We start from the raw sequence: 22,127 nt of genomic DNA on the forward strand, positions 1-22,127 counted from the left end.
GGCGGCTGGGAGCCGCTGTGGGCGCGTTCGCTGGCCTGCGCCGATGAATTATGCGCCCTGGCCCAGGGCTACGCCGGGGCGGTGCCCGACGATCCCGCCAGGGCGGAGGTTGCGGCTTGGGCCGGGCTGCTGCGCGACGATTTGCGCTCCCACGCCCGCGATTGGACAGCCTGGACCCGGCCGCGCCGGCCACGTCCCCTTGGGCGAGGCCGGTGAAGCGGGCGCGGCCCTGGCCGCACGCCTGGACGCCCTGGCCGACGCGCCGAACGCCTGTTCCGGGGAGATGGATTTCCGGTTTCCTGTACGACCGGCCCGGCATCTGTTCAGCCTGGGCTATCTGGTGAACGAGGGGCGGCTGGACGGCACCTATTACGACCTCCTGGCCTCGGAAGCGCGGCTGCCAGCCAGATTGCCATCGCCAAGCGCGAAGCGCCCAGCACCCATTGGGCGCGGCTGGGCCGCCGCATGACCCGGTGGGCGGCCCATGTGCTGTTGTCCTGTCGGGCTCGATGTTCGAGTACCTGATGCCTTCCCTGGTCGGCTTCACTCCGCGCCATAGCCTGTTGGACGAGACCTGCCGCCGGGTGGTCGCCCGCCAGATCGAATACGGACGCCAGCGCGGCATCCCTGGGGGCATTTCGGAATCGGCCTTCGCCGCCCGCGACGCCGGGATGACCTATCAATATTCGGCCTTCGGCGTGCCCGGCCTGGGCATGAAACGCGGCTTGGCGCGGGATTGGGTGGTCGCGCCCTACGCCACGGCCCTGGCGGCGCTTTACGGCCCAGGCCGCCGCCGAAAACTACGCCCGCTTGGAAGCCCTGGGCGGGCTGGGTCCGCTATGGCTTCTACGAAGCCCTGGATTTCACCCCGGAGCGGCTGGCGGAACGGCAAGGGGTGCGGTGGTGCGCTGCTATATGGCCACCACCAGGGCATGGCCTTGGTCGCCCTGGCCGATGTGGTCCACGACGGGGCGATGCGCGGGCGCTTCCACCGGGTGCCCTTGATCCAGGCCACGGAATTGCTGTTGCACGAGCGCGGCCCGCGGGGACTCGATACCCACAGCCCGCGCTCGCCTGGACCAGGCGAGGCGGCCCAGGTCGCCAGCCGCCGGTACGCCAGCGACCTTCCCCGACATCCGCCCTGCCCTCGTCCCATCTGCTCTCGAATGGCCGTTACGCGTTGATGCTGACGGCGGCGGGCTCGGGCTATAGCGCCTGGAACGAACTGGCGGTGACACGCTTGGCGCGAAGACCCCGGTGCGCGACGATTGGGGCGCGTTCTTCTATCTGCGGAACCGGGCCACGGGCCGGTCTGGTCGGCGGGTACCAGCCACGGCGGCGGTCCCCGACCATTACGCGGTGGATTTCCTGGAGGACCGGCGCGGATCGCCCGCGCCGACCGGCGACATCGCCACCACCCTGGAAATCGTGGTGTCCCCCGAGGACGACGCCGAGATCCGCCGCCTCAGCCTCGCCAACCACGGCCCGGCGCCGGTCGAGATCGGAACTGACTTCCTACGCCGAGATCGTGCTGGCCCCGCCCGCCGCCGATGCCGCCCATCCGGTGTTTTCCAACCTGTTTGTGGACACCGGATATTTACCCCAGGCCGTGGCCTTGTGGCGCGGCGGCGGCCGCGCGGAGCCGGGGAGCCGGAACGCTGGGCCGGGCAGGTCCTGGCCGGGGTGGCGGCGGACGCGGGCGTGGAGTACGAAACCGACCGGATGCGCTGCCTGGGCCGGGGCCGGGGCGTGCGTTCGCCCCTGGCCTTGCAGGATGGCGGACCCTTGGGCAATAGCGTCGGCCCGGTGCTGGACCCGGTGTTTTGCTTCCGGGTGCGGCTGCGGATCGAGCCGGGCGCGGTCGCCCATACGGTATTCACCACCTTCGTGGCCCAAAATCGCGATGATTTGCAGGAATTGGCGCTGAAATACCGCGACCCCGCCCTGTTCGACCGGGTATCGGCCCTGGCCTGGACCCAGGCCCAGGTGCAACTCCGCCATCTACGCATCGCCACCGACGAAGCCCAGCTCTTCCAAGCGCTGGCCAACCGGCTGTTGTACGCCGACGCCGCGCTGCGTCCCTCGGGCGCGGTGCTGGCCTTGAACACGCTGGGCCAGCGGGCTTTGTGGCGGCATGGGATTTCCGGCGACCGGCCCATGGTGTTGGCGCGGATCGGCGATGCCGGGCAGCGGGCCTTGGCCGAGCAATTGCTGCGGGCGCAGGAATATTGGCGGGCCAAGCGCTTGGCGGTTGATCTGGTGTTCCTGTGCGAGCAGGACGCTTCCTACGCCGAGGAACTGGGCGGTTTGCTGGAAAGCTTGGCGCGGGCGCAGCGGGCGCTGTCGGGGGCCGGGCCGGACCCTGTGCGCGGCGCGGTGGCGGTGGTGCGGGCGGATTGGCTGGACGAGGCCGACCGGCTGTTGCTGCGTTCCAGCGCCCGGGTGGTACTGGCGGGCTGGCGCGGCACCCTGGCCGAGCAATTGCTGCGGCGGGCGCGGGGACCGGCGGGCTACGCGCCCTTGCGGCGGCCCTGGACCGGCGCGGGACCGGCGGACCTCGACGCCTTGGCCGGGCCGGACCCGTCCACCTTGGAATTCTTCAACGGGCTGGGCGGTTTCACCGACGGCGGGCGGGACTACGTGGTGCGGCTCGGTCCCGGCCAGTCCACGCCCCTGCCTTGGACCAATGTGATTGCCAACCCGGATTTCGGCTTCCTGGTGACGGAATCCGGCGGCGGATATACCTGGAGCCTGAACAGCCGGGAAAACCCGCTCACGCCCTGGTCGAACGATCCGGTCGGCGATCCGCCCGGCGAGGCGTTCTATCTGCGCGACGAGGACAGCGGCGAACTGTGGTGCCCGACCGCCCTGCCGATCCGGGTCGAGGGTGGGCATTACCTGATCCGCCACGGCCAGGGCTATAGCCGGTTCGACCACGCCTCGCACGGCATCCACAGCGCGTTGACCCAATGCGTGGACCCGGCGGACCCGGTCAAGGTCTCGATCCTCCGCCTGCGCGACACTTCCGGGCGGCCCCGGCGGCTGAGCGTGGTGGCCTATGCCGAATGGGCGTTGGGGAATTCCCGCCCCGCCGCCGCGCCCTATGTCGTCACCGAATCCGACCCCGCGACCGGGGCGCTATTGGCTCGCAATCCCTGGAGCGCCGAATTCGGCGGGCGGGTGGCCTTCGCCGACCTGGGTGGCCGGCCAACCGCCTGGACCGCCAGCCGGGAGGAATTCCTGGGCCGCAATGGCGGGCTGGACGCCCCGGCGGGCTTGTTGGGGCGGCGGGCCGGTTTGCGGCGGCGCTGCGGGGCCGGGCTGGACCCCTGCGCGGCCCTGCAAACCGGGATCGAACTCGGCCCCGGCGGCACGGCGGAAGTGGTGTTCCTGCTGGGCCAGGGCGCGGACCGGGCCGGGGCGTTGGATTTGATCCGGCGGCACCGGGCCATCCCGGCGGCGGAGACCCTGGAACGCGCCCGGCGGGCCTGGGACGAACGGCTCGGCGCTTTGCAAATCCAGACCCCGGACCGGGGCTTGGACCTGCTGGTGAACCGCTGGCTGGTCTATCAGGCGCTGGGCTGCCGGGTCTGGGCACGGGCGGCGTTCTACCAGGCCGGGGGTGCCTATGGCTTCCGCGACCAACTCCAGGACGGCATGGCGCTCGCCGCCGCCGATCCCGCCGGGGTCCGCGCCCATTTGCTACGGGCGGCGGGGCGGCAATTCCCCGAGGGCGATGTGCAGCACTGGTGGCACCCACCCACGGGCCGGGGCGTGCGCACCCATTGCTCGGACGACCGGCTATGGCTGCCGGTGGCCGCAGTGCGCTATCTCGACGTGAGCGGCGACGCCGCCGTGCTGGATGAGGAAATCCCCTTCATCGACGGCCCGCCGCTGCCGCCCGAGCGGGAGGACGCCTATTTCGAGCCGACCCTTTCCGAGGTCCGGGCCAGCCTCTACGAACATTGCGCCAGGGCATTGGACGCCAGCCTCGCGCTGGGTCCGCACAGCCTGCCCTTGATCGGCGCGGGCGACTGGAACGACGGCATGAACCGGGTGGGCCAGGCGGGCCGGGGCGAAAGCGTGTGGTTGGCGTGGTTCCTGATTTCGGCCCTGGAAGCCTTCATTCCCCTGGCGGCGGCGCGGGACGATGCCGGGCGGGCGGACCGCTGGCGCGGCCACGCGGAGCGGCTCAAAGCTGCGGCCGAGGCTGCGGCCTGGGACGGGGCGTGGTACCGGCGGGCCTGGTTCGACGACGGCACGCCCTTGGGTTCCGCCGCCAACGCCGAATGCCGGATCGATTCCCTGCCGCAGAGCTGGGCCGCGCTATCCGGGGCCGCCGACCCGGAACGGGCGCGGCGGGCCCTGGATGCGGTGTGGGAGCGCTTGGTGCGCGGCGGCGACTCCCTGGTGCTGTTGTTCGATCCGCCGTTCCGGCGCGGCGCGGACCCGGACAGCCACGCCACACCCGATCCCGGCTATATCGCGGGTTATCCGCCCGGCACCCGCGAGAACGGCGGGCAATATACCCACGCGGCGGTGTGGTGCGCCCTGGCCGAAACCCGCCTGGACAACGGTTCCGGGGCGGTGGAATTGTTGCGGATGCTCAACCCGGTTTACCGGGGCGCGGACAAGGCGGGGCGGGAAGCCTACCGGGGCGAGCCCTATGTGTTGGCGGCGGATGTCCACGCCGGGCCGGAGCATGCGCGGCGGGCGGGCTGGACGTGGTATACCGGGGCGGCGGGCTGGTATTACCGCACCGCCGTGGAAGGTGTGTTGGGGCTGGAACTCAGGGCCGGGACGCTGTTCGTCGATCCCTGCCCGCCCACCGCCTGGCCGGGCTTCGCGGCCAGCCTGCGCCGGGGTTCGGCCCGCTACGGGATCGCGGTGGAGAATCCCCAGGGCGTCCGCCGGGGCGTCGCCGCGCTGGAACTCGATGGCGAAGCCTTGCCGCCCCAGGGCGGAATCCCGCTGGCGGACGACGGGCGGGAACACCGGGTCCGCGTGGTCATGGGCTAGCGCATGGTTTCATCCGGGGGGCTGCGCCCGTCGCGGCCCCGGACCTGCCGCACCGACGGCGGCGGCGGGTCCGGCCCCAAGGCTCCGACCTCCCGCCGGACGCTGTTGGAAAAGGAGATGCCGACATGCTCGAAATCCTCGCCATCGTGCTGATCGTCCTGTGGGTCCTGGGCTTGGTGTCCTCGTACACCCTGGGCGGATTCATCCATATCCTGCTGGTGATCGCGGTCATCATGGTCGCGGTGCGTATCATCCAGGGGCGCCGCCCGCTGTAGCCGCCTGTCGGACCTGAACCCGCATGGCCTTGGATGGTGCCGTCCTCATCACCGGACTTCCCAGGGAGGAAGCCGCCCGGAGCATCCAGAAGATGCGCGGCCCGGTAGGCGGCTTGCGTGGGGTTCTGCCGAACGCGGCGGCGGAGGATGGCGGTGGGCTTATAGCATGCGGTGAGCCTGCGAGCCGCATCCATCGCGAACCGCGTTTTCGACCACACGAAAAAGGCCGCTCACGCGGCCTTTCCCCTGTCGATCCCTCTTCCCGCCCGGACTAACTCCGGCCAGAACCCCGCGTCAAGGCTTCGCTCCACGGTCCAGGGGTTGTTTTCCGGGAAGCACTCCCGGCCCAGCCCCGTTTCGCGCACCGCGTCGGCCAGGTGTTCCAAATCCAGGGCGCCGAAGCGCCCCGCCCGCAGGAGCCGGGCTTGTTCGCTGGCCCAGGCCACGATATCGGTGTCGTAAAGCATCTGCGGCGTTGCTCGGCTCATATGCTGACCAGGGGATTCTAACTCTCCTGGACCCGCTGCGCCCACTTGTCCACAAGCGCCCTCGCGCGTGGTGTTCTGGGTGTTCTGGATGTTCATCCACCAGTGTTCAGTGTTCGGCGAAAATTTTCTAGCTTGAATCAAAGGCTTGCGCGATTTGCGGTGAGAAATTCAATCCCAAAAGTGAGAAATTCAATCTGGATCGGTGAGAAATTCAATCCGAACGGTGAGAAATTCAATCCCAAAAGTGAGAAATTCAATCCGAAGTCCACAGGGTTATCCACAGATAAAGTGAAAACTGGATATCAGGTTTATTTTCACCTTTCAAGGTATGATCAGTCTCTACCGTGTCCGGCAATCTCCAACCCGCAGGCTTCGTCATGAGTAAATCCAAAAACAACGCAAAACTATCTCCACCCGTTCCAGTGCATCCCACCGGAAGCCCCTGGGAAGCCACGCCGCACAATCCGGCTACCGTTCCCCTGGCAATGCCCGCCGTCATCGTCAACATCCAAGGTCCATATACGGAAAGGGATAGGAAGCTCTATGCCTTCTTAGTCCACGCGGTTTGGGATGAACTAGGCGTGAAACGCATCCATGAATTGCCTGTGGCCCGCATCAATAAAGTATTTGAGGAACACCACAGCGATACCAGCCAAGGCTGGATTTGGGAAAGCGCGAAACGCTTGGCCATGACCTCCGTTGAATGGGCACAAGTGGAAGGCGAGGACCGTCTGCACGGCATCGCGCATTTGTTTTCCTACGCCGCGACCCATGAGGCGGCCCGTGCCGATGGGGTTTTGAAATTCGAGTTCCCGGCTGGCCTGATACCCGTCTTGAAAGAACCCCGCCGCTTCGCCCGGTTGCGGATTCATTTCCTCATCGCCCTGTCCGGCAAATACGCGGTGACGCTCTACGAAATCCTGGAATCGGTGGCGAATTTGCGGAATCCGGTTTTGGAAATCGAACTGACGAAGCTCCGGCAATGGCTGAAGGTGCCGGAAGACAAGCTTGATCGATATGTGGATTTGAAGCGCTTCGTGCTGGAACCCGGTATCAGGCAAATCAACATGAACCCGGAAGGCGCGGGTTTCTCGGCGCAGATGGAAGCGCTCAAGAGCGGGAAAGCGGTCGAGCGCATCCGCTTCGTTATCCAGAAATTGGATACCCGCGTGGCCTTGGAAAAGCAGATCAAACCCCGCCTGGAACCGCCCGTGCCGCCGCCGGTGGAACCGATGTCCGCTTTTGGCATTTTGCTCAGCACGCGGACCTACGAGAAGGCCAAGCAGGCCGCGCCCGATTTCGATATCTACGGCCTGGAAGCGGAATGGCGGGATTGGATCAAGGGGAAGCCCCGGCCCAACGACCCGGACGCGGCCTTCGTGGGGTTCTGCCGGAAGCGGCAACGGAGGATGGAGGTGGGTTAGCGGGTAGAACAGGCCGAGACCCAATTTATCGTTTTACAATTATTCGAAATAATAGAATCGAACAGCAAGACCGCAGCAAAACCTGTTTTAGCTCTCATGGTCTCAACAAATTATATTTTAGTGGGTTTGCAACTCCGATCTGATCGTGCAAAAATTGCGGGTCAGAGGTCGCCTTATATGGAGTTTTTAAAAATGACGAAAAATTCCCCGCGAATTCCCATTCAGCTTTTCTTTGCTTTTGTCGTAATTTCGGTTATGGCAATGAAAAATTGATACTCAGTAAAATACAGTATACCATCAATATTAGAAATCTCATTAAACCCGCCCAGCGGGCGACCTTTTCCATATCCGGCTAGGCGGGAAAACCTATCAGAACTGCGTCGCCATCCTCCCCCGGACATCCATCCGCCCGTGCAGGACGCGGACGACCTCGATGCCGCCATCAATGGCCCGGTAGAAGATGAAATGCCTGCCGACCGGGTATTTCCGGTATCCGGGCCGGATATCACCGCAATCCTGCCCCTTGAGCGGATCGGCGGCTAAGGCGTGGAAACCCCGGTCCAACTCCGCCAGATAGCGGTTCCGCTGTTCCTTGCCCCAAGTGTCCTGGGTATAGCGGGCGATGGCTTTCAAATCCTCCTTGGCCTCGCGGGTCAGGACGAACCCACCCATCAATGGGTGCCTTCCTGGTCGAGTTCGGCAATCAACCCCTCCAGCGAATATTCCGCCCTGCCGCTGGCTTCCCCATCGGCCAAGGCCCGGCGCAACAGGGACAGCCGGGTTTCGTGTTCCTCCAACAGCCGCAGCCCGGCGCGGACGACCTCGCTGGCCGAACCATAGCGCCCGTCGCCGACCTGGCTGGCGATGAATTGCTCGAAGTGCGTGCCCAGGGTCACGCTGGTGTTTTTCTGCATGTGGGTGGCTCCCGTGGCTGTTAATACCAATATCGAATATATATTGGTACTCCGGTGCCGGCAAGCGGGACGCGGCCCCTCGTACATCGAGGCACGAAAAAGGCCGCTCACGCGGCCTTTTCCATGTCCATTCAAGGAATCCCGATCAGAACTGAGTCGCCGGTTTCCCGCCGTCGTTCACGCCCTTGCCGCCACGGGCGGGCTTGATCTCGGTCGCGCCGCCGCCGGGCTTCTGGTCGTTGTTCCAGCCCTCGGGAGCGCCGGGGGTGCGGCCTTCCATGATGTCGTCGATCTGGTGGCGGTCGATGGTCTCGTACAGCATCAGGGCTTCCGCCATCGCGTGCAGGGCGTCCATGTGTTCCCTGAGGATGCGCTCGGCCCGCTCGTAGTTGCGGTCGATCACCGAGCGGATTTCCTCGTCGATCAAATGCGCGGTTTCCTCGGACACCGATTTGTGCTTGGTCACCGAACGGCCCAGGAACACCTCGCCTTCCTCCTCGCTATAGGCCAGCGGCCCCAGGCGGTCGGACAGACCCCAGCGCGTGACCATGTTGCGGGCCAGGTTGGTGGCGCGCTCGATGTCGTTCTGCGCCCCGGTGGTGACGCGCTCGCGGCCCACGGTCAGTTCTTCGGCCACCCGGCCCCCGAACAGGCTGGAAATCTGGCTTTCCAGCTTCTGCTTGCTGGCGCTGTACACGTCGCGTTCCGGCAGGAACATGGTGATGCCCAGCGCCCGCCCGCGCGGGATGATGCTGACCTTATAGACCGGGTCGTGTTCCGGCACCATGCGGCCCACGATGGCGTGGCCGGCCTCGTGGTAGGCGGTCAGGAGCTTCTCTTCCTCGCTCATCACGGCGGTGCGGCGTTCCGCGCCCATCAGGATTTTGTCCTTGGCCTTCTCGAAGGATTCCATGTCCACCATCCGCTTGTTCTGGCGGGCGGAGAACAGCGCGGCCTCGTTCACCAGGTTGGCGAGGTCGGCCCCGGAGAAGCCTGGGGTGCCACGGGCCAGCCAATCGACCTCGACATTGTCGGACACCGGCACCTTCTTCATGTGGACCTTGAGGATTTGCTGGCGGCCCCGCACGTCGGGCAGGCCGACGGTGATCTGGCGGTCGAAGCGGCCAGGGCGGAGCAGGGCCTTGTCCAGCACGTCCGGGCGGTTGGTGGCGGCGATGATGATGATGCCCTCGTTGCCCGCGAAGCCGTCCATCTCGACCAGGAGTTGGTTGAGGGTCTGTTCGCGTTCGTCGTGGCCACCGCCCAGCCCCGCGCCGCGCTGGCGGCCCACGGCGTCGATTTCGTCGATGAAGATGATGCAGGGGGCGCGCTTCTTGGCTTCCTCGAACATGTCGCGCACGCGGGAAGCGCCCACGCCCACGAACATTTCCACGAAGTCGGAGCCGGAGATCGAGAAGAACGGTACCTTGGCCTCGCCGGCGATGGCGCGGGCCAGCAGGGTCTTACCCGTGCCGGGCGGGCCGACCATCAAGGCGCCTTTGGGGATTTGGCCGCCGAGCTTCTGGAACTTCGAGGGGTCTTTGAGGAAATCGACCATCTCGGTCACGTCTTCCTTGGCCTCGTCGCAGCCCGCGACATCGCCGAAGGTGACCTTGATCTTGTCTTCCTCGATCAAACGGGCCTTGCTCTTGCCGAAGCCCATGGCCCCGCCGCCCGCGCCGCCCTGCATCCTGCGCATGAAGTAGACCCACACGCCGATCATCAGCAGCATCGGGAAGGCCGAGATGAACAGCTGCATCAGGAAGGAGGGATGTTCCGGGGCGTTGACCTTGATATCGACGTGGTTCTTCAACAGGTCGTCGACCAGGTGGGGATCGCCGGGGCTGTAGGTGGTGAAGCGGTCGCCGTCGCCCAACATGCCGGAGATGGTCATGCCGTCGATGCTGACCTGCTTCACGTTGCCCTGGTTCACGGCGGCGATGAAGTTGGAATAGGAGATGGTGTTGTCGGCTTGGGTGCGTTTGCCGTAGCCGTTGAATAGCGATAGCAGGACGACGGCTATCACCACCCATAGCAAGACGTTCTTCATCATGTCTCTCATAAGGGGTTCCTCTAGATGGTTATTGCGGGACCGCGAGGTGTTCGCGGATGCTGGTGGTGGGCGATCATGCTCGGTTCGTTCTCCAAGGCTGCGGCGACGGTTAAGAAGAAGATTAAAACAAAGAATAAGAAGAATAAGGACTTGCGCGAAAATTTTTTCAGTTTTTTTTTGTTTCAAAATCAATGACTTACAAGCGGCTTTTGAGGCATTTTGGGCGCGACCCGTCAGCTATACCTACCGAAACGGCCTAAAAACGACCCCTAAAACACCCCAAAACGGTTGTTTTAAACCACCCCCAAACGTGACCCGTCAGCTATACCTACCGAAAATCGGCCGACCCGTCAGCTATACCTACCGAAAAAATCGCGACCCGTCAGCTATACCTACCGAAAACCCCCTCGACCCGTCAGCTATACCTACCGGCCGACCCCCCCCGAAAAACGACCTGTCAGCTATACCTACCGCGACCCGTCAGCTATACCTACCGAAAAATGCCTCGACCCGTCAGCTATACCTACCGAAAATCGGGGTCCGTGGCGGACTTATCCACAGGTTTATCCACAGCCTGTTGTGACACATCGATAGCATTTTTATGACGCTTATTGGCGGTCTTCATCTCCCCCACGAACTCCATGGAGGCGCTGAGCGTGTAGACCACGTCCTCGATCCTGCCGCGGGCGCTGCGGATTTCGTTTTTCTTGACCAGCATCAACACCCCGCTGGCCTTCAACTCCGCGAAGGCCGCGTCCACCGCCGCCACCGCCTGCCGCTGCTGGCCGTAGCCGTCCAGCAGGGCGCTGTCGCGGCGGATGGTGCTGTAGCGCATCTCGAAGGACGTGGCGAGGCTGGCGAAGGTGAACTTGAGCGAGAGCTGTTTATGCAGCCAGCGGGCAAGCTGGGTGCGGTGGCCCATCATCTGGGCGTAGTTGAACTGCCTGTAGGTCACGGCGTCGATGGCCTCGGTGACCAAAGGATGGAACTGCACGATCCATTTCGACTGCGGATCGTCTTCCAGCTTGTCCCTGGACACCGCCGATATGCCGGGGAAATAGGCGCTGCGGGCGAAGAACTTGGGGGAGTCGCCGTCGGTGGCGCGGAGTTCGATGATGCTCCCGGAGAGGATGTTGAGGCTCAGCACGATCTCTTGGTAGGATCGGGCATGCCCCTGCTTCCTCAATTCCTCGCGCAGCGCGTACAGGGTGAACACCACCCCGCTGCGCTGGTTCTTCCGGTCGAAGAAGGCGTTGCGCTGCTCGGCGGCGATCTTGCGCAGGGCGTCCTCGACCAGTTCCTCGTTGGCGCTGGGGTAGTAGTCGGTCTCGGTGCGGGTCTTGTCGTCGAGGATGCGGGCGGCCTGGATGCGGGCTTCCAGCGTGCGCCCCCGGTATTGGAAAACGACCTGCCTGATCCCCAGGAAGCCCTTTTCCTTGCGTATCTTGGCCATCTGCTGCCGGGAGATGGCGTAGCGCGGCACGCTGTCCCACAGGTCGAAGGTGTTGGAAAGCCGGTCGCGCTCGGCCGGGCCGTTGCAGAGGAAGGCGCGGAACAGGTCGATCTGCCCGCCCTCGAAGTCGGTGTCGGCCGGTGGCACCAGGGGCGCGGGCTGGGCGCTCATGGGATGGATTGCCCGACCGTGGCCGGCCTCCGCGCCGCCAGCGGCCCGCCGTACCCGCTCCCGAACTTCACCCGCACCGAATCCTCCACCACCTCGAAATCCGCCAGGAACCCCGCGTCCTTCAACGCCGTGTGGGCCTTGATCAGCGCGTCGCGGTTGCGCTTGCCGTTCTTGGCCTCCAGGCCGATCAGGCCGGCCAGGATGTCGAGCTGGTGCGGACCGGGCGCGGCATGGGTCGAGTAATAGGCGTGCAGGGCGCGGGTGGTCATGGTTGGGCCTCACTGGGTGGTGTTCGTCGCACGCTCGCGCCCTAGGGAGGCGTCTTTTTCAATCGGTCGTGCGCGTTGCCGATGTTTTGCACATGTTATTGCACGACTTAAATTCATTGTCAATAGATTGTCATGGACAAAATATTTGCGTAGCATGTCCAAGCGAACCCGAATCCGGGCCTTCCGGTTAGACAGGGAAGTCCGCTGGCGTTCCAAACGCCGCCTCCCCCGAGCCACCTCCGCCACCCGCCAGGGGAACCGACCATGACCCAAACCACCGACGAACCCATTTTCAGCATCGGCACCGTGTCGCGGCTGACCGGCATCCCGGCGGACACCCTCCGCGCCTGGGAGCGCCGCTACAACGCCATCACCCCGCGCCGCTGCCCCGACAACAACCGCCGCGGCTACACCCGCGCCGACCTCACCCGCCTGGGACTCATCAAGCAATTGGTGGACCAGGGCCACGCGGTCAGTTCGGTGGTGTACCTGCCGGAGGAAGCCCTGCGCGAGCGGATGAAGGTCCACGCCGAGGTGCTGGCCGAAACCCCGGAGCCGCGCCCGGAACCCGAAGGTCCGGCGCGGGTGCTGGTGTACGGCGAGGGGCTGCCGTTCCTGGTCGAGGGCTGGCGCGACGAACTGCCGGGGCTGGACATCGTGGGGGCGTATACCTGCCACGCCGATTTCGAGCGGGCGGCGCTGGTGTTGCAGCCCGAGGTCTTGCTGCTGGAACTGCCCGCGCTGCAACCGGCGGCGGCGGAACGGGCGCGGGAATTGGCGTTCCGGGCCTCGGCGCGGCGCGCGGTGGTCGTGTACGGCTTCGCGGCTTCGAGCCTGCTCGAACAGTTGAACCGCCAGGGCGTGGTGACGCTGCGCGCCCCGGCCACCCCCGCCGCCCTCGAAGAAGCCTGCCAATTGCCGCGCCCCGACCGGCCCGCCGCCGCCAACGAGCCGGGCCTGTGGGCCGAGGCGGTGCCGCCGCGCCGCTTCGATGGCGAAACCCTGGCCGCCGTGGCCCAATCCGCGACCCGGTTGCGCTGCGAGTGCCCACAGCATTTGACCGATTTATTGTTCCGGCTTGGTGCGTTCGAGCTGTATAGCGGCGAATGCGAGACCCAGGATATCCAGGACGCCGAGTTGCACGCCTGTTTGCGGCGGGCGGCGGGGCGGGCGCGGGGCTTGTTGGAGGAAGCCTTGGACCGGCTGCTCAGGGCGGAGGGCTGGACCGGCCGGGATGAAGGGGAGTCCGGGCGGCTGCGGGTGGTGGCGGGGCGGGGGGAATAAGGTTTCCCTGGGACACATAGGACGAAATAGCAAAGGCCGCTGGATGCGGCCTTTTTTATGTATTGGGAAATGGTGCGATGGTGGAGCGGGGTGTAAGATTAGGCGGCCTGGGCGGCGGGGAGATTTGTCATAACGCCCGTTATGCGACATATAAAGTCAGCATATGATTATTATTTTTGAACATATTCAATGACAAAAATATCGTTTCTTCACTCTGGATTACCAAAAGATTGTACATTTCCAATCATCTCAACCTTGGAATCTGCAGAAAATTATCCTTTTAGACATGGGACTGGTTTCTTTGCAAAAAGAGGACGTGATATATATTTTATTACAGCCAGACATTGTTTAATAAAACACACAAATGAAAATATAGATAAACTAGCCTCCAGACTAGCTATCCCATATATTCCGCATGGCTATAAGCATGAAAAATCAGATTATATACAATTCTCTGACATATATTCACCAAAACAGAAGCAAAATAATTCACAAGAAGAATATATTGATTTTGTTGTATTGAAAATTTCTAACCCATCAAAGTCAAAGCACTTAAAAACCCTTCTTTCACGTTCTGTAAAAATACCTCCTACTGGGGATTGGCTAGATAGCTTTATTTCAATTGGTCAAGAAAAATTTGGTGTTTTAGATGGTAAAAGTATAAAACTTTTATGCATTGGCTATCCATATGATGGAACTATTACAAATATAACTATTGACGATAATGAGAGGGCGAACATACTTTTACAGCCAGCAACATTTATTGGGTATCTTGAGGAAGGTATAGACTGGAATCTGCTATCCCTAAGCAAAATAACATGGGAGTGTGAGCTTAATGGATTTAGTGGCTCTCCTGTATTTATTTCATTTAAGAACGAAAACGGAAGACAATTCGCACTTTCTGGAATGTTAGTGATGGGAACAAATTCAAAAGTTCACTTTATAAAAGTAAGTGTAATTTCCAGATTTTTTCAAGAGTTATATAGTTAAATGCTTTACAGACAAAGCTGTCTGTGCCAAAAATCAAGAATTTCGACACACCCCGGCAAGCCCGATAAATCAAAGGCTTGCCCGTGCCATAAATCGAGGCCAAAACACAGGGCCGCTTGCCCGGCACTTGGGCACGGCTTCCCCGTTTCCGGCAGCGCCACCCGGTTGCAATCCACGCCACGGCCAAGCAGAATCCCGCCCCGGTGCTAGAAACACCTCGAAAAAACCAGCGGTTTGAATCGCTCCGCCGATGCGATGGCCTGCGCCTGCCGGATTTCCGATGGGCGGGAGTGTGACGGATACAAGACCTGTGAAGGGAAGAAGTCCGCCCGATCCTGGTTTTTGGGTTTCTAGCTCCCGCCCACCCCGCTAGAAACGGGGTTCCGAAATCCAAACCAGGAGCAATCCCATGACCCACCCCGCCCAAAATGCGCCCACGGCGCTGACCATCTCCGAAATTTCCATCCGCCAAGATGAGCAAGGCCGCTATTGCCTAAACGACCTCCACCGCGCTTCGGGAGGGGAAAACCGCCATCGGCCCTCTTTGTGGCTGAAGAACCGGCAAACGGTTGAATTGATGAAGGAACTGAAAAAAGCAGGAATTCCTGCTTTTTCCTCCAGGCAAAAAATCGGCTCTTTCGTCCACCAAGACTTGGTTTACGACTACGCCATGTGGATATCGCCCGCCTTCAAGGTGAAGGTCATCCGCGCCTATGACGCGATAGCGACCCAGGCCCGCCCCAACCCGGCCCCCGAAGCCCTGCCCACGCCCGTCCAAGCCGCCATCAACCGCCGGGCCTTCATCGTCATCGCCGAGGCCCACCGCCAGATCAACCTCACCCTGACCGAGAGCGCCCGCCGCCATCTCGCCGAGGGCCACACCGCCGCCGAAACCGCCGACCTGGTCGAACATGGCCCGCTGCGCCAGATACGCCTGGTCCACTGCGACGAACTCCGGCCCCTCGCCGCCCTGCTGTCCGAACTGTCGGGGGCCGTCGCCGCCCTGATCGAAGGCCAGCCCGCGCCGTAGGGCCGCAGGCGTTGGCGGGGGCGGGCCTTACGATCAGGCGTCTATCGCCTCGATCCGCGGGATATGCCGCCCGCCCTCGAACGGCGTTGCCAGGAAGGTCTGGACGATCTCCTTGGCGGTCCCGATATCCACGATTCTCTGGCCGATGGCGATGCAATTGGCGTCGTTGTGCGAGCGGGTCAGGAACGCGGTTTCCTGGTTGAAGGCGTAGCCGCAGCGGCAGCCCCGCACCCGGTTGGCGACGATGGCCTCGCCGTTGCCGCTGCCGCCGAGGACGATGCCGCGCTCCACCTCGCCTTTCACCACCGCCTCCGCGCAGGGCCGTATCCACTGGGGATAGTCCGTGCGTGCCTCGTCGAAGCAACCGTAATCCACGACCTCGTGGCCGAGCGTGGCGAGCCAGGCGCGGAGCGCCTCCTTATGGGCGAAGCCCGCGTGGTCCGAAGCGATGCCGATCTTCATGGGGATTCCCTCAGGTGATGGGGCCGGGGCGGCCCAGGAGCCGCGAGTGTAGCGCTTCCATCCCGCCGCCGCCGAGGGCCGGGAGGCGGATGAAATCGCATGGAATAATATCATTCCATATGGAAGTATACTGTTGATACGATATGATATAGAATCGTGCGATTCCATCCCACATCAACCGATATGATCATCCTGATAGGCGGCGAAAAGGGCGGCACCGGCAAAACCACGCTCGCCACCACCCTGGCCGCGCTGCGGGCCTTGGCCGGGCGCGACGTGCTGCTGATCGACACCGACATCCAGGGCAGCGCCAGCGATTGGGCGCAGCAACGCGGCGACAGCGGCGCGCGGCGCGTCGCCTGCGTGCAGAAGTTCGGCAAGGGCTTGCAAGCCGAGGTGCTGGACCTGGCCGGGCGCTACCAGGATATCGTCATCGATGCCGGGGGCCGCGACTCGGTGGAACTCCGCGCCGCCCTGGTGGTGGCCGGGCGGGCCTATATCCCGGTCCAGCCCTCGCAGTTCGACCTCTGGACCCTGGACCGCATGGACGGCTTGGTGGGCGCGGCCCAGGGCTTCAACCCCGGCTTGGAAGCGCGGATGGTCCTCTGCCGCGCCTCCACCCATCCCTCGGTCGGCGACCGCCGCGACGCCACCGCGCTCATGGCCGACTTCCCCCATCTGGCCCTGTCCCCCGCCGCCATCCACGACCGCGCCGCCTACCGCAAGGCGGCGCGGGAAGGACTGTGTGTGGAGGAACTGCGGCCCAAGGACGCCAAGGCCGCCGAGGAAACCCTAGCGCTCTACCAGGAGGCATTCCGTGAGTAAGTTCACCCGCAAACCCAGGCCCGCCCCGGCGGTCGAGGATTTCATCGCCGGGGCCGGGCAAGGCCCGGACCGGGCGGACGGTCCCGAACCACCCAAGACCGTCGCGGGCGACGCCACACCGGACCATCCGGTATTCGGGCAAATCTTCGCCGCGCTCTCCCAAATATCCGACGCCATTGGGAAGACCCCCAACACCGACAGGCCGACCACCATGGACAACACCGCCCCATCCGCCCCCCCAGCCTCCGACGCCTTGGCGGCGGATACGGCGGGATACCCCTGGCAACACCCCAAGGTGCGGGATGACGTGCAGAAGGTCTACAACCTGAGGTTGCCGGAGCCTTATCTGCTCAAGCTGAAATTCATCGCCGGCAACACGCCGGGTTCGATGCAGCGCTTCTGCCTGGACGCCCTGCTGCCCGCCATCGACGCCGAGATCGAGCGGCTGACCGGGAAGCCGGGCTAGGCCCGGACCGGGCCGGAAAAGTTATCCACAGTTCGGGTTTAGAGTGGGGAAAACTCGGGTTTAGAGTGGGGAAAGTTATCCACAGTTCGGGTTTAGAGTGGGGAAAACTCGGGTTTAGAGTGGGAAAAGTTATCCACAGTTCGGGTTTAGAGTGGGGAAAGTTCGGGTTTAGAGTGGGGAAAGTTCGGGTTTAGAGTGGGAGGAAGTTCGGGTTTAGAGTGGGGAAAACGGATCGCGAAAAATCGCTGGAAGCCGCGCCACATAAGGCCAGCGGCGATTTCGGCGGCAATGCGCTAACCGTATTTCTTTAACCTTTTTTTAACCGCCTTTTAACCGCGCGCCGTAGCGAAAATAGCGATTTAACCCCGAAACCCCGGCCTGGGCCATGCCGCGGACCGCCCGCGCCCTGGATTGCCCCAGGGGCCGGGAACGCCCCCAACCCCGCCCGGAAACCGGATTCAGGCTCAGGCGCGGACGACATAGACCAAATCCTTCTCGACCCTCCAGGACACCAGGAAGCCCACCGTCCTCAACGCCTCCAACGCCGCCGCGACCTTTTCCCTGAGGTGGTCCAGGCGCTCCATGGTCAACCCGGCCCCTTCCCGGATCGTTTCCAGCTTCACCGGGAACGGCTCCCTGTGGCTGGCGAAATAGCCGTGCAGCCAGGATGCCAGCCCGCTGGGCAGGGCGAGGCGCTGTTCCCATTCGAACTGGGTGTAATGCACCTCGCCGAAGAACTCGACCATCTCCGGCGCGATCCTGACCTGATAAGTCTTCAAGGCGTGGCCCTCGGCGTTCTTCCAGCGGAAGAACGGGATCATCGACAGGCTGAGCCCTTCCTTCAGACGCTTGCTGTAGACGCCCAGGGCGGTGGCTTGCAGGCGGGTGATGCAATCGCGCAGGCGTTGGTAGCTTTTGCCGGAAGCGTCCCAGCCCACCGCCTTGCAGAAGGCGTGGGGGCCGAATTCCACCAACTCCCCCGGCGGCGTGTTGCGGGCGAGGTGGATGAGGTGCAGCCAGACGGTCTCGTCGTCCTGGCGCAGTTCCTCGCCGGTATAGGTGATGCTGCCGTCGCCGATGACGTAGACATCGACGTTGGCGAGGTAGCCGCGCTTCTGTTTGCGGTTGCGGGCGTTGAACAGCGCGGACCGGACGATTTCGTTGGGCGCTCCGCGCTGGGATTCCGGCCAGAACGGCAGGCGGATGATGGGCGCGGCCTTGGCGGACGTGGGATTTTGGGGTTTGGGCGGGGTGCCGCTTTTGCCGGCCTCGGCGCGTTTGCGGGCGATGCGGCGGGCGGCGGCTTCCCAGGATTCGCCGGGCAGGGCTTCTTTCTGGATTTCTTCGGGCGTGAGGGCGGAAGGGTCGCGTTGGGTCATGGCGGATACCTCGCGGGGGTTTTTGCCTTCGGCCACCGCCGTGGGGGCCGGAACGGGGAGTTTACCCGCCCGCGCCATCGATGTTCCCAGGCCCATACGGGGCGTGGGACGGGGCCGTCCACCCGCCGCCGACCGCCAGGGTCGGAGCGGGCAACAAGCGCTCGAATTCGCGCCGCACCACCGGATAGCATTCGCAGACCCGCGCCTCCAGGCCGGGCCGGTCCAGCACCGTGATATGGCCCCGGCTGTAGTCGATCAACCCGGCCCGCTGCAATTTCCCGGCGGCTTCGGTCACGCCCTCGCGGCGCACGCCCAACATATTGGCGATCAATTCCTGGGTCATGGCGAGTTCGTTGCCGGACAGGCGGTCCAAGCTCAACAGCAGCCAGCGGCAAAGCTGTTGGTCCACGCTGTGGTGGCGGTTGCAGGCCGCCGTCTGCGCGGTCTGGATGATGAGCGCCTGGACATAGCGCAGCAGCAGCCGGGACAGCGGGCCGGTGCGGGCCGCTTCCCGCCGCAACAGCGCCGCCCGCAGCCGGTAGGCATGGCCGGCGCTCTGCACCACGGCCCGGTTGGGCATGGTGTTGCCGCCGGTGAACAAGGCCACGCCGACCAGCCCTTCCCGGCCCACCACGGCGACCTCGGCGGATTCGCCGGTCGCCATCACGTACAACAAGGACACGATGCTGTCGGTGGGGAAATAGGCATGGCGCAATACCCCACCGGCTTCGTACAGCACCTTGCCCAGGGGCAGGGCGACCGCTTCCAGGTGCGGGGCCAAGCGCTCGTATTCGGCTTGGGGCAGGGCGCGGAGCAATTGGTTTTGGCGGGGGGCGTGCGGATTAACCATATGCGATCCTGTGCGCGGGCCGGTCGGGATGGCGGGGCCGCGCCGCCCGGCCCGCCACCGGACACGGGGCGGACGGCGCGTTGCCGGAAGTAGGGTTCAGGACTTGGGTTTGGGCTTGGTCTGGCCCGTGGCGGGGCCGGGCGGCAGGTTCTCGACCTCGACCTGGGTGCGGCGCACGGTGTCGTGGACGGTCTCGGTGCGCTCGGTCACGCCCTTGCTCACCACGACCTCCTCGACCACCTGGGCCTGTTTGGCGATCACCGCCTCCTCGGCCATCTCGGTCAGTTCGACCACGCTTTCCTTGAAGGCGCCGGTCTCGCCGGGGGCGAGCGGACGGTCCACCGGGTGGCGTTCGATATTGACGTGTTCCTCGCGCAGGCTCACGGTTTCGCTGACCGGGGTTTCGCTCACCCGGCTGTAGACCCGGACCCCGCCTTGCTCGACGGCGCGCTTGCCCACCTTCAGTTCTTCCTCGACCACCGGGATGCGGGTTCCGCCGCCTTCGCGGACATAGCCGCCCGGAGCGCCCGCTGTCGCTGTGGCCGTTCCGGTCCCAGGTCCATTCCAGCCCGAGCGCATCCACTGTTGGGCACGTTCCTGGATGTCCACCGCGCCGTGTTCTTCCAGGATTTCCACCGCCCGGTCCACTTCCTCGGGGTTGGCGACATCCACCGTGACCACCACGCCGCCGCGCCGGACGCCCTCGGCGTAATAGCCCACGTCTTCCGGCGGCCAGCCCAGTTGCTGGCGGCGCTCCTCCAGGAAGCCCAGCTTCACCATCAGGCTGTGGAAGCCCGATTCCTTTTCCTGGCCGGTCTGGCCTTGGGCGGCGAATGCTTGGTCGTTGGCCACGATGCGGATGTGGTTTTGGTCGAAACCTTCCGCCACCAGATCGTCCACCGCCTCTTCGGCCCCGGCCCGTTGGTCCAGCAAACCTACTACCGTGTTCGTCATAACGTCCTCCTTGGGATGGGTTCAAGCTTGGGTTGGGTCGTCTTCCGCCACCGGGGGCAGCCGTTCGACCGAGATTTCCTCGCGCCGCAACAGGGTTTCCTGGGTCCGGGGCCGGGGGGTCCGCCGTTTGGTGACGCGCAGTTCTTCCTTCAGGAACAGCCGCTTTTCGATCACCAGCCGCTCCTCCAGCACGGGGATGACCAGGGTGTCGCCTTCCTGCCGCGCCGCCACCGGGCCGTCCACGGGCTGGCCGATGGGGACGCGCTCGATGTCGAGGGTTTCGTCCCAGCCGTCGGCCTCAAGGGTTTCGCGCCGGGTCGAGACCTTCTTGACGATGCGTACCCGTCCGGTTTCGACCCGGCGTTTGGTCACGCTGGCCCGTTCCTCGACAACGGGGATGACCAGGGGGGTGGGGGGGTCGGCGGACGCGCCCGCTGCGGGTCCGGGGGGGTGGGGGGATGGACGTTCCATGTCGCTGGCTGGGCCTTGCTGCGCCGGGGTGGGCCGGCGGATATGGATTGGAATGGCCGGGGTGGGGTAAGTTCCGGCGCGGGCCTAGGGGACAGAACTTAGCCGTTGCGCGCCGGATCGAAATGCCGGAACCCCCGGTCCGGGCCGGGGGAAGGGCATCGGCAGCTATCGCAATGGAGGCGAGCCATGGACCGGGATGATTTGGCCTTGCTCAAGCCCCGCGTCAAGCGGGTTCTGAACGATTTCCTGATCGGCGTGCTGGCCTTGCTGCCGGTGATCGTGGTCGGGGAAATCTTGGTGTTCCTGGCGGATTTGATCCTGGAACTGGTGTTCGGCGTGAACCGGTATGTGGGGAACGCCTTCGTCACCTTCCTGGCCTTCGCCGCCGCGTTCGCCCTGCCGGTGTCCATCGGCCACAGGATCAACCGGCGGCGGCATTCGCTGGTGGTGTCGGGCCTGGATTACCTGGTGGGCCGGATTCCCTTCCTGGGCGCGGTCTACAAGATCGTCCAGCGCCTGATCGAACTGTTCCGCAATAAGCCGGGCGAGGCCAGGCGCGAGGTGGTCTACGTCGAATATCCCAAGGATGGCATGTGGGCACCGGCCTACCTGACCCACCGCGAAGGGGACCGCTGCGTGGTGTACGTGCCGACCTCGCCCAATCCCACCAACGGCTTCACCGTGATCGTGCATGAATCCAGGGTGGTCAAATCGGCCCTGGATATCTCGGAGGCGACCAGCTTCATCGTCAGCCTGGGTGCGGATTATCCGAAGTCGGAGGAGGCTTTGTCCCTGGCCGTGGCCAAGGCCGGGCCACAACCGCCCTGAGGTGGGCGCTGCCGCGATTTCCGGTTGGATGGCTGTTAGGGTACGCGAATGGCGTGATCGTGCGCTGGCGGGCGTTCTAGGGCGGGTTTTGGCGGGTCTGGTTGGGGGGGCGGATGCCCGGTTGGGGGCATCCACCCAGGGTCGCGGGTCTCAGTCGTCCTTGCGGCCGCCGCCTTTGCCGCCGTGGCTGCTTTCGCCACCCTTGCGGCCGATATCCGCCATGTGTTCGCGGTCGCGGCTCACCGCTTCGCCGCCTTTCTGGCCGGCCCGGCGGGCTTCCTCCGAATCGAACTCATGGGCGGTTCCCTTCTCGTGCGCGGCGTGTCCGCCCTTGCTGGCGATCTCGCGTTGCTTCTCCTTGTCCATCGAAGCGAAGCCGCGTTCGCTCTTCTTGCCCTGCTCTGGGTTGTCCTGGTCCTGTCCTTTCTTCGACGCAGCCATGATCCTTTCCTCGTGTAGCCATGGGATGGCCTTGACGGCCCGGACCCGGCCTGGGTCCTCAGGGGTTGGATATCCGGCTGG

The 22,127-nt window shown here is 64.2% G+C and carries 25 protein-coding genes; 12 read left to right on the forward strand and 13 right to left on the reverse strand.

Going from position 1 to position 22,127, the window contains the following annotated elements:
• From B9N93_RS26540 to B9N93_RS25055, 5 genes are all read left to right on the forward strand, one after another.
• On the forward strand, positions 1–216 hold a 216-nt coding region (locus B9N93_RS26540; RefSeq protein WP_254899516.1), incomplete at its 5' end, for a hypothetical protein.
• Positions 200–469, forward strand: coding sequence for a hypothetical protein (locus B9N93_RS26545; RefSeq protein WP_254899517.1), 270 nt, complete (start codon positions 200–202; stop codon positions 467–469). The genes B9N93_RS26540 and B9N93_RS26545, both read left to right, overlap by 17 nt.
• Before the next feature lie 55 nt (positions 470–524).
• Positions 525–1,184, forward strand: coding sequence for a hypothetical protein (locus B9N93_RS26550; protein WP_254899518.1), 660 nt, complete (start codon positions 525–527; stop codon positions 1,182–1,184).
• Between the two features lie 73 nt (positions 1,185–1,257).
• Positions 1,258–5,019 (forward strand): GH36-type glycosyl hydrolase domain-containing protein, encoded by a 3,762-nt coding sequence (locus B9N93_RS23215; protein ID WP_254899519.1) that lies wholly within the window; start codon positions 1,258–1,260, stop codon positions 5,017–5,019.
• 125 nt (positions 5,020–5,144) lie between these two features.
• Positions 5,145–5,294, forward strand: a complete 150-nt coding sequence (locus B9N93_RS25055) for a lmo0937 family membrane protein (RefSeq protein WP_125469188.1) — start codon at positions 5,145–5,147, stop codon at positions 5,292–5,294.
• 230 nt (positions 5,295–5,524) lie between these two features.
• Here the strand turns inward: B9N93_RS25055 and B9N93_RS23220 are convergent, their stop codons facing one another.
• Together B9N93_RS23220 and B9N93_RS26555 are read right to left on the reverse strand one after the other, a co-directional pair.
• Positions 5,525–5,782: a DUF29 family protein gene (locus B9N93_RS23220; RefSeq protein WP_085216768.1), complete on the reverse strand. Its 258-nt coding sequence runs from the start codon at positions 5,780–5,782 to the stop codon at positions 5,525–5,527.
• A gap of 253 nt (positions 5,783–6,035) precedes the next feature.
• Positions 6,036–6,290 carry a hypothetical protein gene (locus B9N93_RS26555; RefSeq protein WP_254899525.1) on the reverse strand — a complete coding sequence of 85 codons (255 nt, stop codon included), beginning with the start codon at positions 6,288–6,290 and terminating at the stop codon, positions 6,036–6,038.
• Between B9N93_RS26555 and B9N93_RS23225 the strand changes: the two genes are divergently transcribed.
• The gene (locus B9N93_RS23225; RefSeq protein WP_254899522.1) at positions 6,268–7,206 is read left to right on the forward strand and encodes a replication initiation protein; all 939 of its coding nucleotides are present in this window, start codon (positions 6,268–6,270) and stop codon (positions 7,204–7,206) included. The two genes, B9N93_RS26555 and B9N93_RS23225, sit on opposite strands and share 23 nt — an antisense overlap.
• Positions 7,207–7,575: 369 nt before the next feature.
• Here the strand turns inward: B9N93_RS23225 and B9N93_RS23230 are convergent, their stop codons facing one another.
• The 5 genes from B9N93_RS23230 to B9N93_RS23250 all read right to left on the reverse strand — a co-directional run bounded on the left by B9N93_RS23230 (position 7,576) and on the right by B9N93_RS23250 (position 12,066).
• Positions 7,576–7,878: a type II toxin-antitoxin system RelE/ParE family toxin gene (locus B9N93_RS23230; RefSeq protein ID WP_085216770.1), complete on the reverse strand. Its 303-nt coding sequence runs from the start codon at positions 7,876–7,878 to the stop codon at positions 7,576–7,578.
• Positions 7,878–8,120 carry a type II toxin-antitoxin system ParD family antitoxin gene (locus B9N93_RS23235; protein WP_085216771.1) on the reverse strand — a complete coding sequence of 81 codons (243 nt, stop codon included), beginning with the start codon at positions 8,118–8,120 and terminating at the stop codon, positions 7,878–7,880. Before B9N93_RS23235 ends, B9N93_RS23230 begins: the two co-directional genes overlap by 1 nt.
• Before the next feature lie 145 nt (positions 8,121–8,265).
• Positions 8,266–10,182 (reverse strand): ATP-dependent zinc metalloprotease FtsH, encoded by a 1,917-nt coding sequence (gene ftsH / locus B9N93_RS23240; RefSeq protein WP_085216772.1) that lies wholly within the window; start codon positions 10,180–10,182, stop codon positions 8,266–8,268.
• Positions 10,183–10,696: 514 nt separating this feature from the next.
• Complete coding sequence (locus B9N93_RS23245; protein ID WP_085216773.1) at positions 10,697–11,797, reverse strand: hypothetical protein; 1,101 nt, start codon at positions 11,795–11,797, stop codon at positions 10,697–10,699.
• Complete coding sequence (locus B9N93_RS23250; RefSeq protein ID WP_085216774.1) at positions 11,794–12,066, reverse strand: hypothetical protein; 273 nt, start codon at positions 12,064–12,066, stop codon at positions 11,794–11,796. Before B9N93_RS23250 ends, B9N93_RS23245 begins: the two co-directional genes overlap by 4 nt.
• A gap of 264 nt (positions 12,067–12,330) precedes the next feature.
• On the opposite strand from B9N93_RS23250, the gene B9N93_RS23255 reads away from it, so the two are divergent.
• The 3 genes from B9N93_RS23255 (at position 12,331) to B9N93_RS23260 (ending at position 15,370) form a co-directional block, all read left to right on the forward strand.
• Positions 12,331–13,350 carry a MerR family transcriptional regulator gene (locus tag B9N93_RS23255; RefSeq protein ID WP_085216775.1) on the forward strand — a complete coding sequence of 340 codons (1,020 nt, stop codon included), beginning with the start codon at positions 12,331–12,333 and terminating at the stop codon, positions 13,348–13,350.
• A 189-nt stretch (positions 13,351–13,539) separates the two neighbouring features.
• Positions 13,540–14,340 carry a hypothetical protein gene (locus B9N93_RS25060; protein ID WP_125469189.1) on the forward strand — a complete coding sequence of 267 codons (801 nt, stop codon included), beginning with the start codon at positions 13,540–13,542 and terminating at the stop codon, positions 14,338–14,340.
• A gap of 409 nt (positions 14,341–14,749) precedes the next feature.
• Positions 14,750–15,370, forward strand: a complete 621-nt coding sequence (locus B9N93_RS23260; RefSeq protein ID WP_085216776.1) for a KilA-N domain-containing protein — start codon at positions 14,750–14,752, stop codon at positions 15,368–15,370.
• 33 nt (positions 15,371–15,403) lie between these two features.
• Here B9N93_RS23260 and B9N93_RS23265 read toward each other — a convergent pair whose 3' ends face one another.
• Entirely contained in the window at positions 15,404–15,832 is a 429-nt protein-coding gene (locus tag B9N93_RS23265) for an RpiB/LacA/LacB family sugar-phosphate isomerase (protein WP_085216777.1), read from the reverse strand.
• A gap of 183 nt (positions 15,833–16,015) precedes the next feature.
• On the opposite strand from B9N93_RS23265, the gene B9N93_RS23270 reads away from it, so the two are divergent.
• Both B9N93_RS23270 and B9N93_RS25835 read left to right on the forward strand, forming a co-directional pair.
• On the forward strand, positions 16,016–16,657 hold the full coding sequence (locus B9N93_RS23270; RefSeq protein WP_085216778.1) for a nucleotide-binding protein: 642 nt from the start codon (positions 16,016–16,018) through the stop codon (positions 16,655–16,657).
• Positions 16,650–17,123, forward strand: a complete 474-nt coding sequence (locus B9N93_RS25835; protein ID WP_176225416.1) for a hypothetical protein — start codon at positions 16,650–16,652, stop codon at positions 17,121–17,123. The genes B9N93_RS23270 and B9N93_RS25835 overlap by 8 nt, the downstream gene beginning before the upstream one ends.
• A gap of 464 nt (positions 17,124–17,587) precedes the next feature.
• Here B9N93_RS25835 and trfA read toward each other — a convergent pair whose 3' ends face one another.
• The 4 genes from trfA to B9N93_RS23295 all read right to left on the reverse strand — a co-directional run bounded on the left by trfA (position 17,588) and on the right by B9N93_RS23295 (position 20,777).
• On the reverse strand, positions 17,588–18,502 hold the full coding sequence (gene trfA / locus B9N93_RS23280) for a plasmid replication initiator TrfA (RefSeq protein WP_176225417.1): 915 nt from the start codon (positions 18,500–18,502) through the stop codon (positions 17,588–17,590).
• A 61-nt stretch (positions 18,503–18,563) separates the two neighbouring features.
• On the reverse strand, positions 18,564–19,352 hold the full coding sequence (locus B9N93_RS23285) for a Crp/Fnr family transcriptional regulator (protein ID WP_085216780.1): 789 nt from the start codon (positions 19,350–19,352) through the stop codon (positions 18,564–18,566).
• 96 nt (positions 19,353–19,448) lie between these two features.
• Positions 19,449–20,306 carry a YsnF/AvaK domain-containing protein gene (locus B9N93_RS23290; RefSeq protein WP_085216781.1) on the reverse strand — a complete coding sequence of 286 codons (858 nt, stop codon included), beginning with the start codon at positions 20,304–20,306 and terminating at the stop codon, positions 19,449–19,451.
• A gap of 21 nt (positions 20,307–20,327) precedes the next feature.
• Complete coding sequence (locus tag B9N93_RS23295; RefSeq protein ID WP_085216782.1) at positions 20,328–20,777, reverse strand: YsnF/AvaK domain-containing protein; 450 nt, start codon at positions 20,775–20,777, stop codon at positions 20,328–20,330.
• Between the two features lie 186 nt (positions 20,778–20,963).
• Here B9N93_RS23295 and B9N93_RS23300 point away from each other — a divergent pair, with 186 nt between their 5' ends.
• Positions 20,964–21,605, forward strand: coding sequence for a DUF502 domain-containing protein (locus B9N93_RS23300; protein WP_085216783.1), 642 nt, complete (start codon positions 20,964–20,966; stop codon positions 21,603–21,605).
• A gap of 150 nt (positions 21,606–21,755) precedes the next feature.
• Here the strand turns inward: B9N93_RS23300 and B9N93_RS23305 are convergent, their stop codons facing one another.
• The gene (locus B9N93_RS23305) at positions 21,756–22,046 is read right to left on the reverse strand and encodes a KGG domain-containing protein (RefSeq protein ID WP_085216784.1); all 291 of its coding nucleotides are present in this window, start codon (positions 22,044–22,046) and stop codon (positions 21,756–21,758) included.
• Positions 22,047–22,127 lie beyond the last annotated feature (81 nt).

This window comes from Methylomagnum ishizawai, from assembly GCF_900155475.1.
Classification (GTDB): Bacteria; Pseudomonadota; Gammaproteobacteria; order Methylococcales; family Methylococcaceae; genus Methylomagnum; species Methylomagnum ishizawai_A.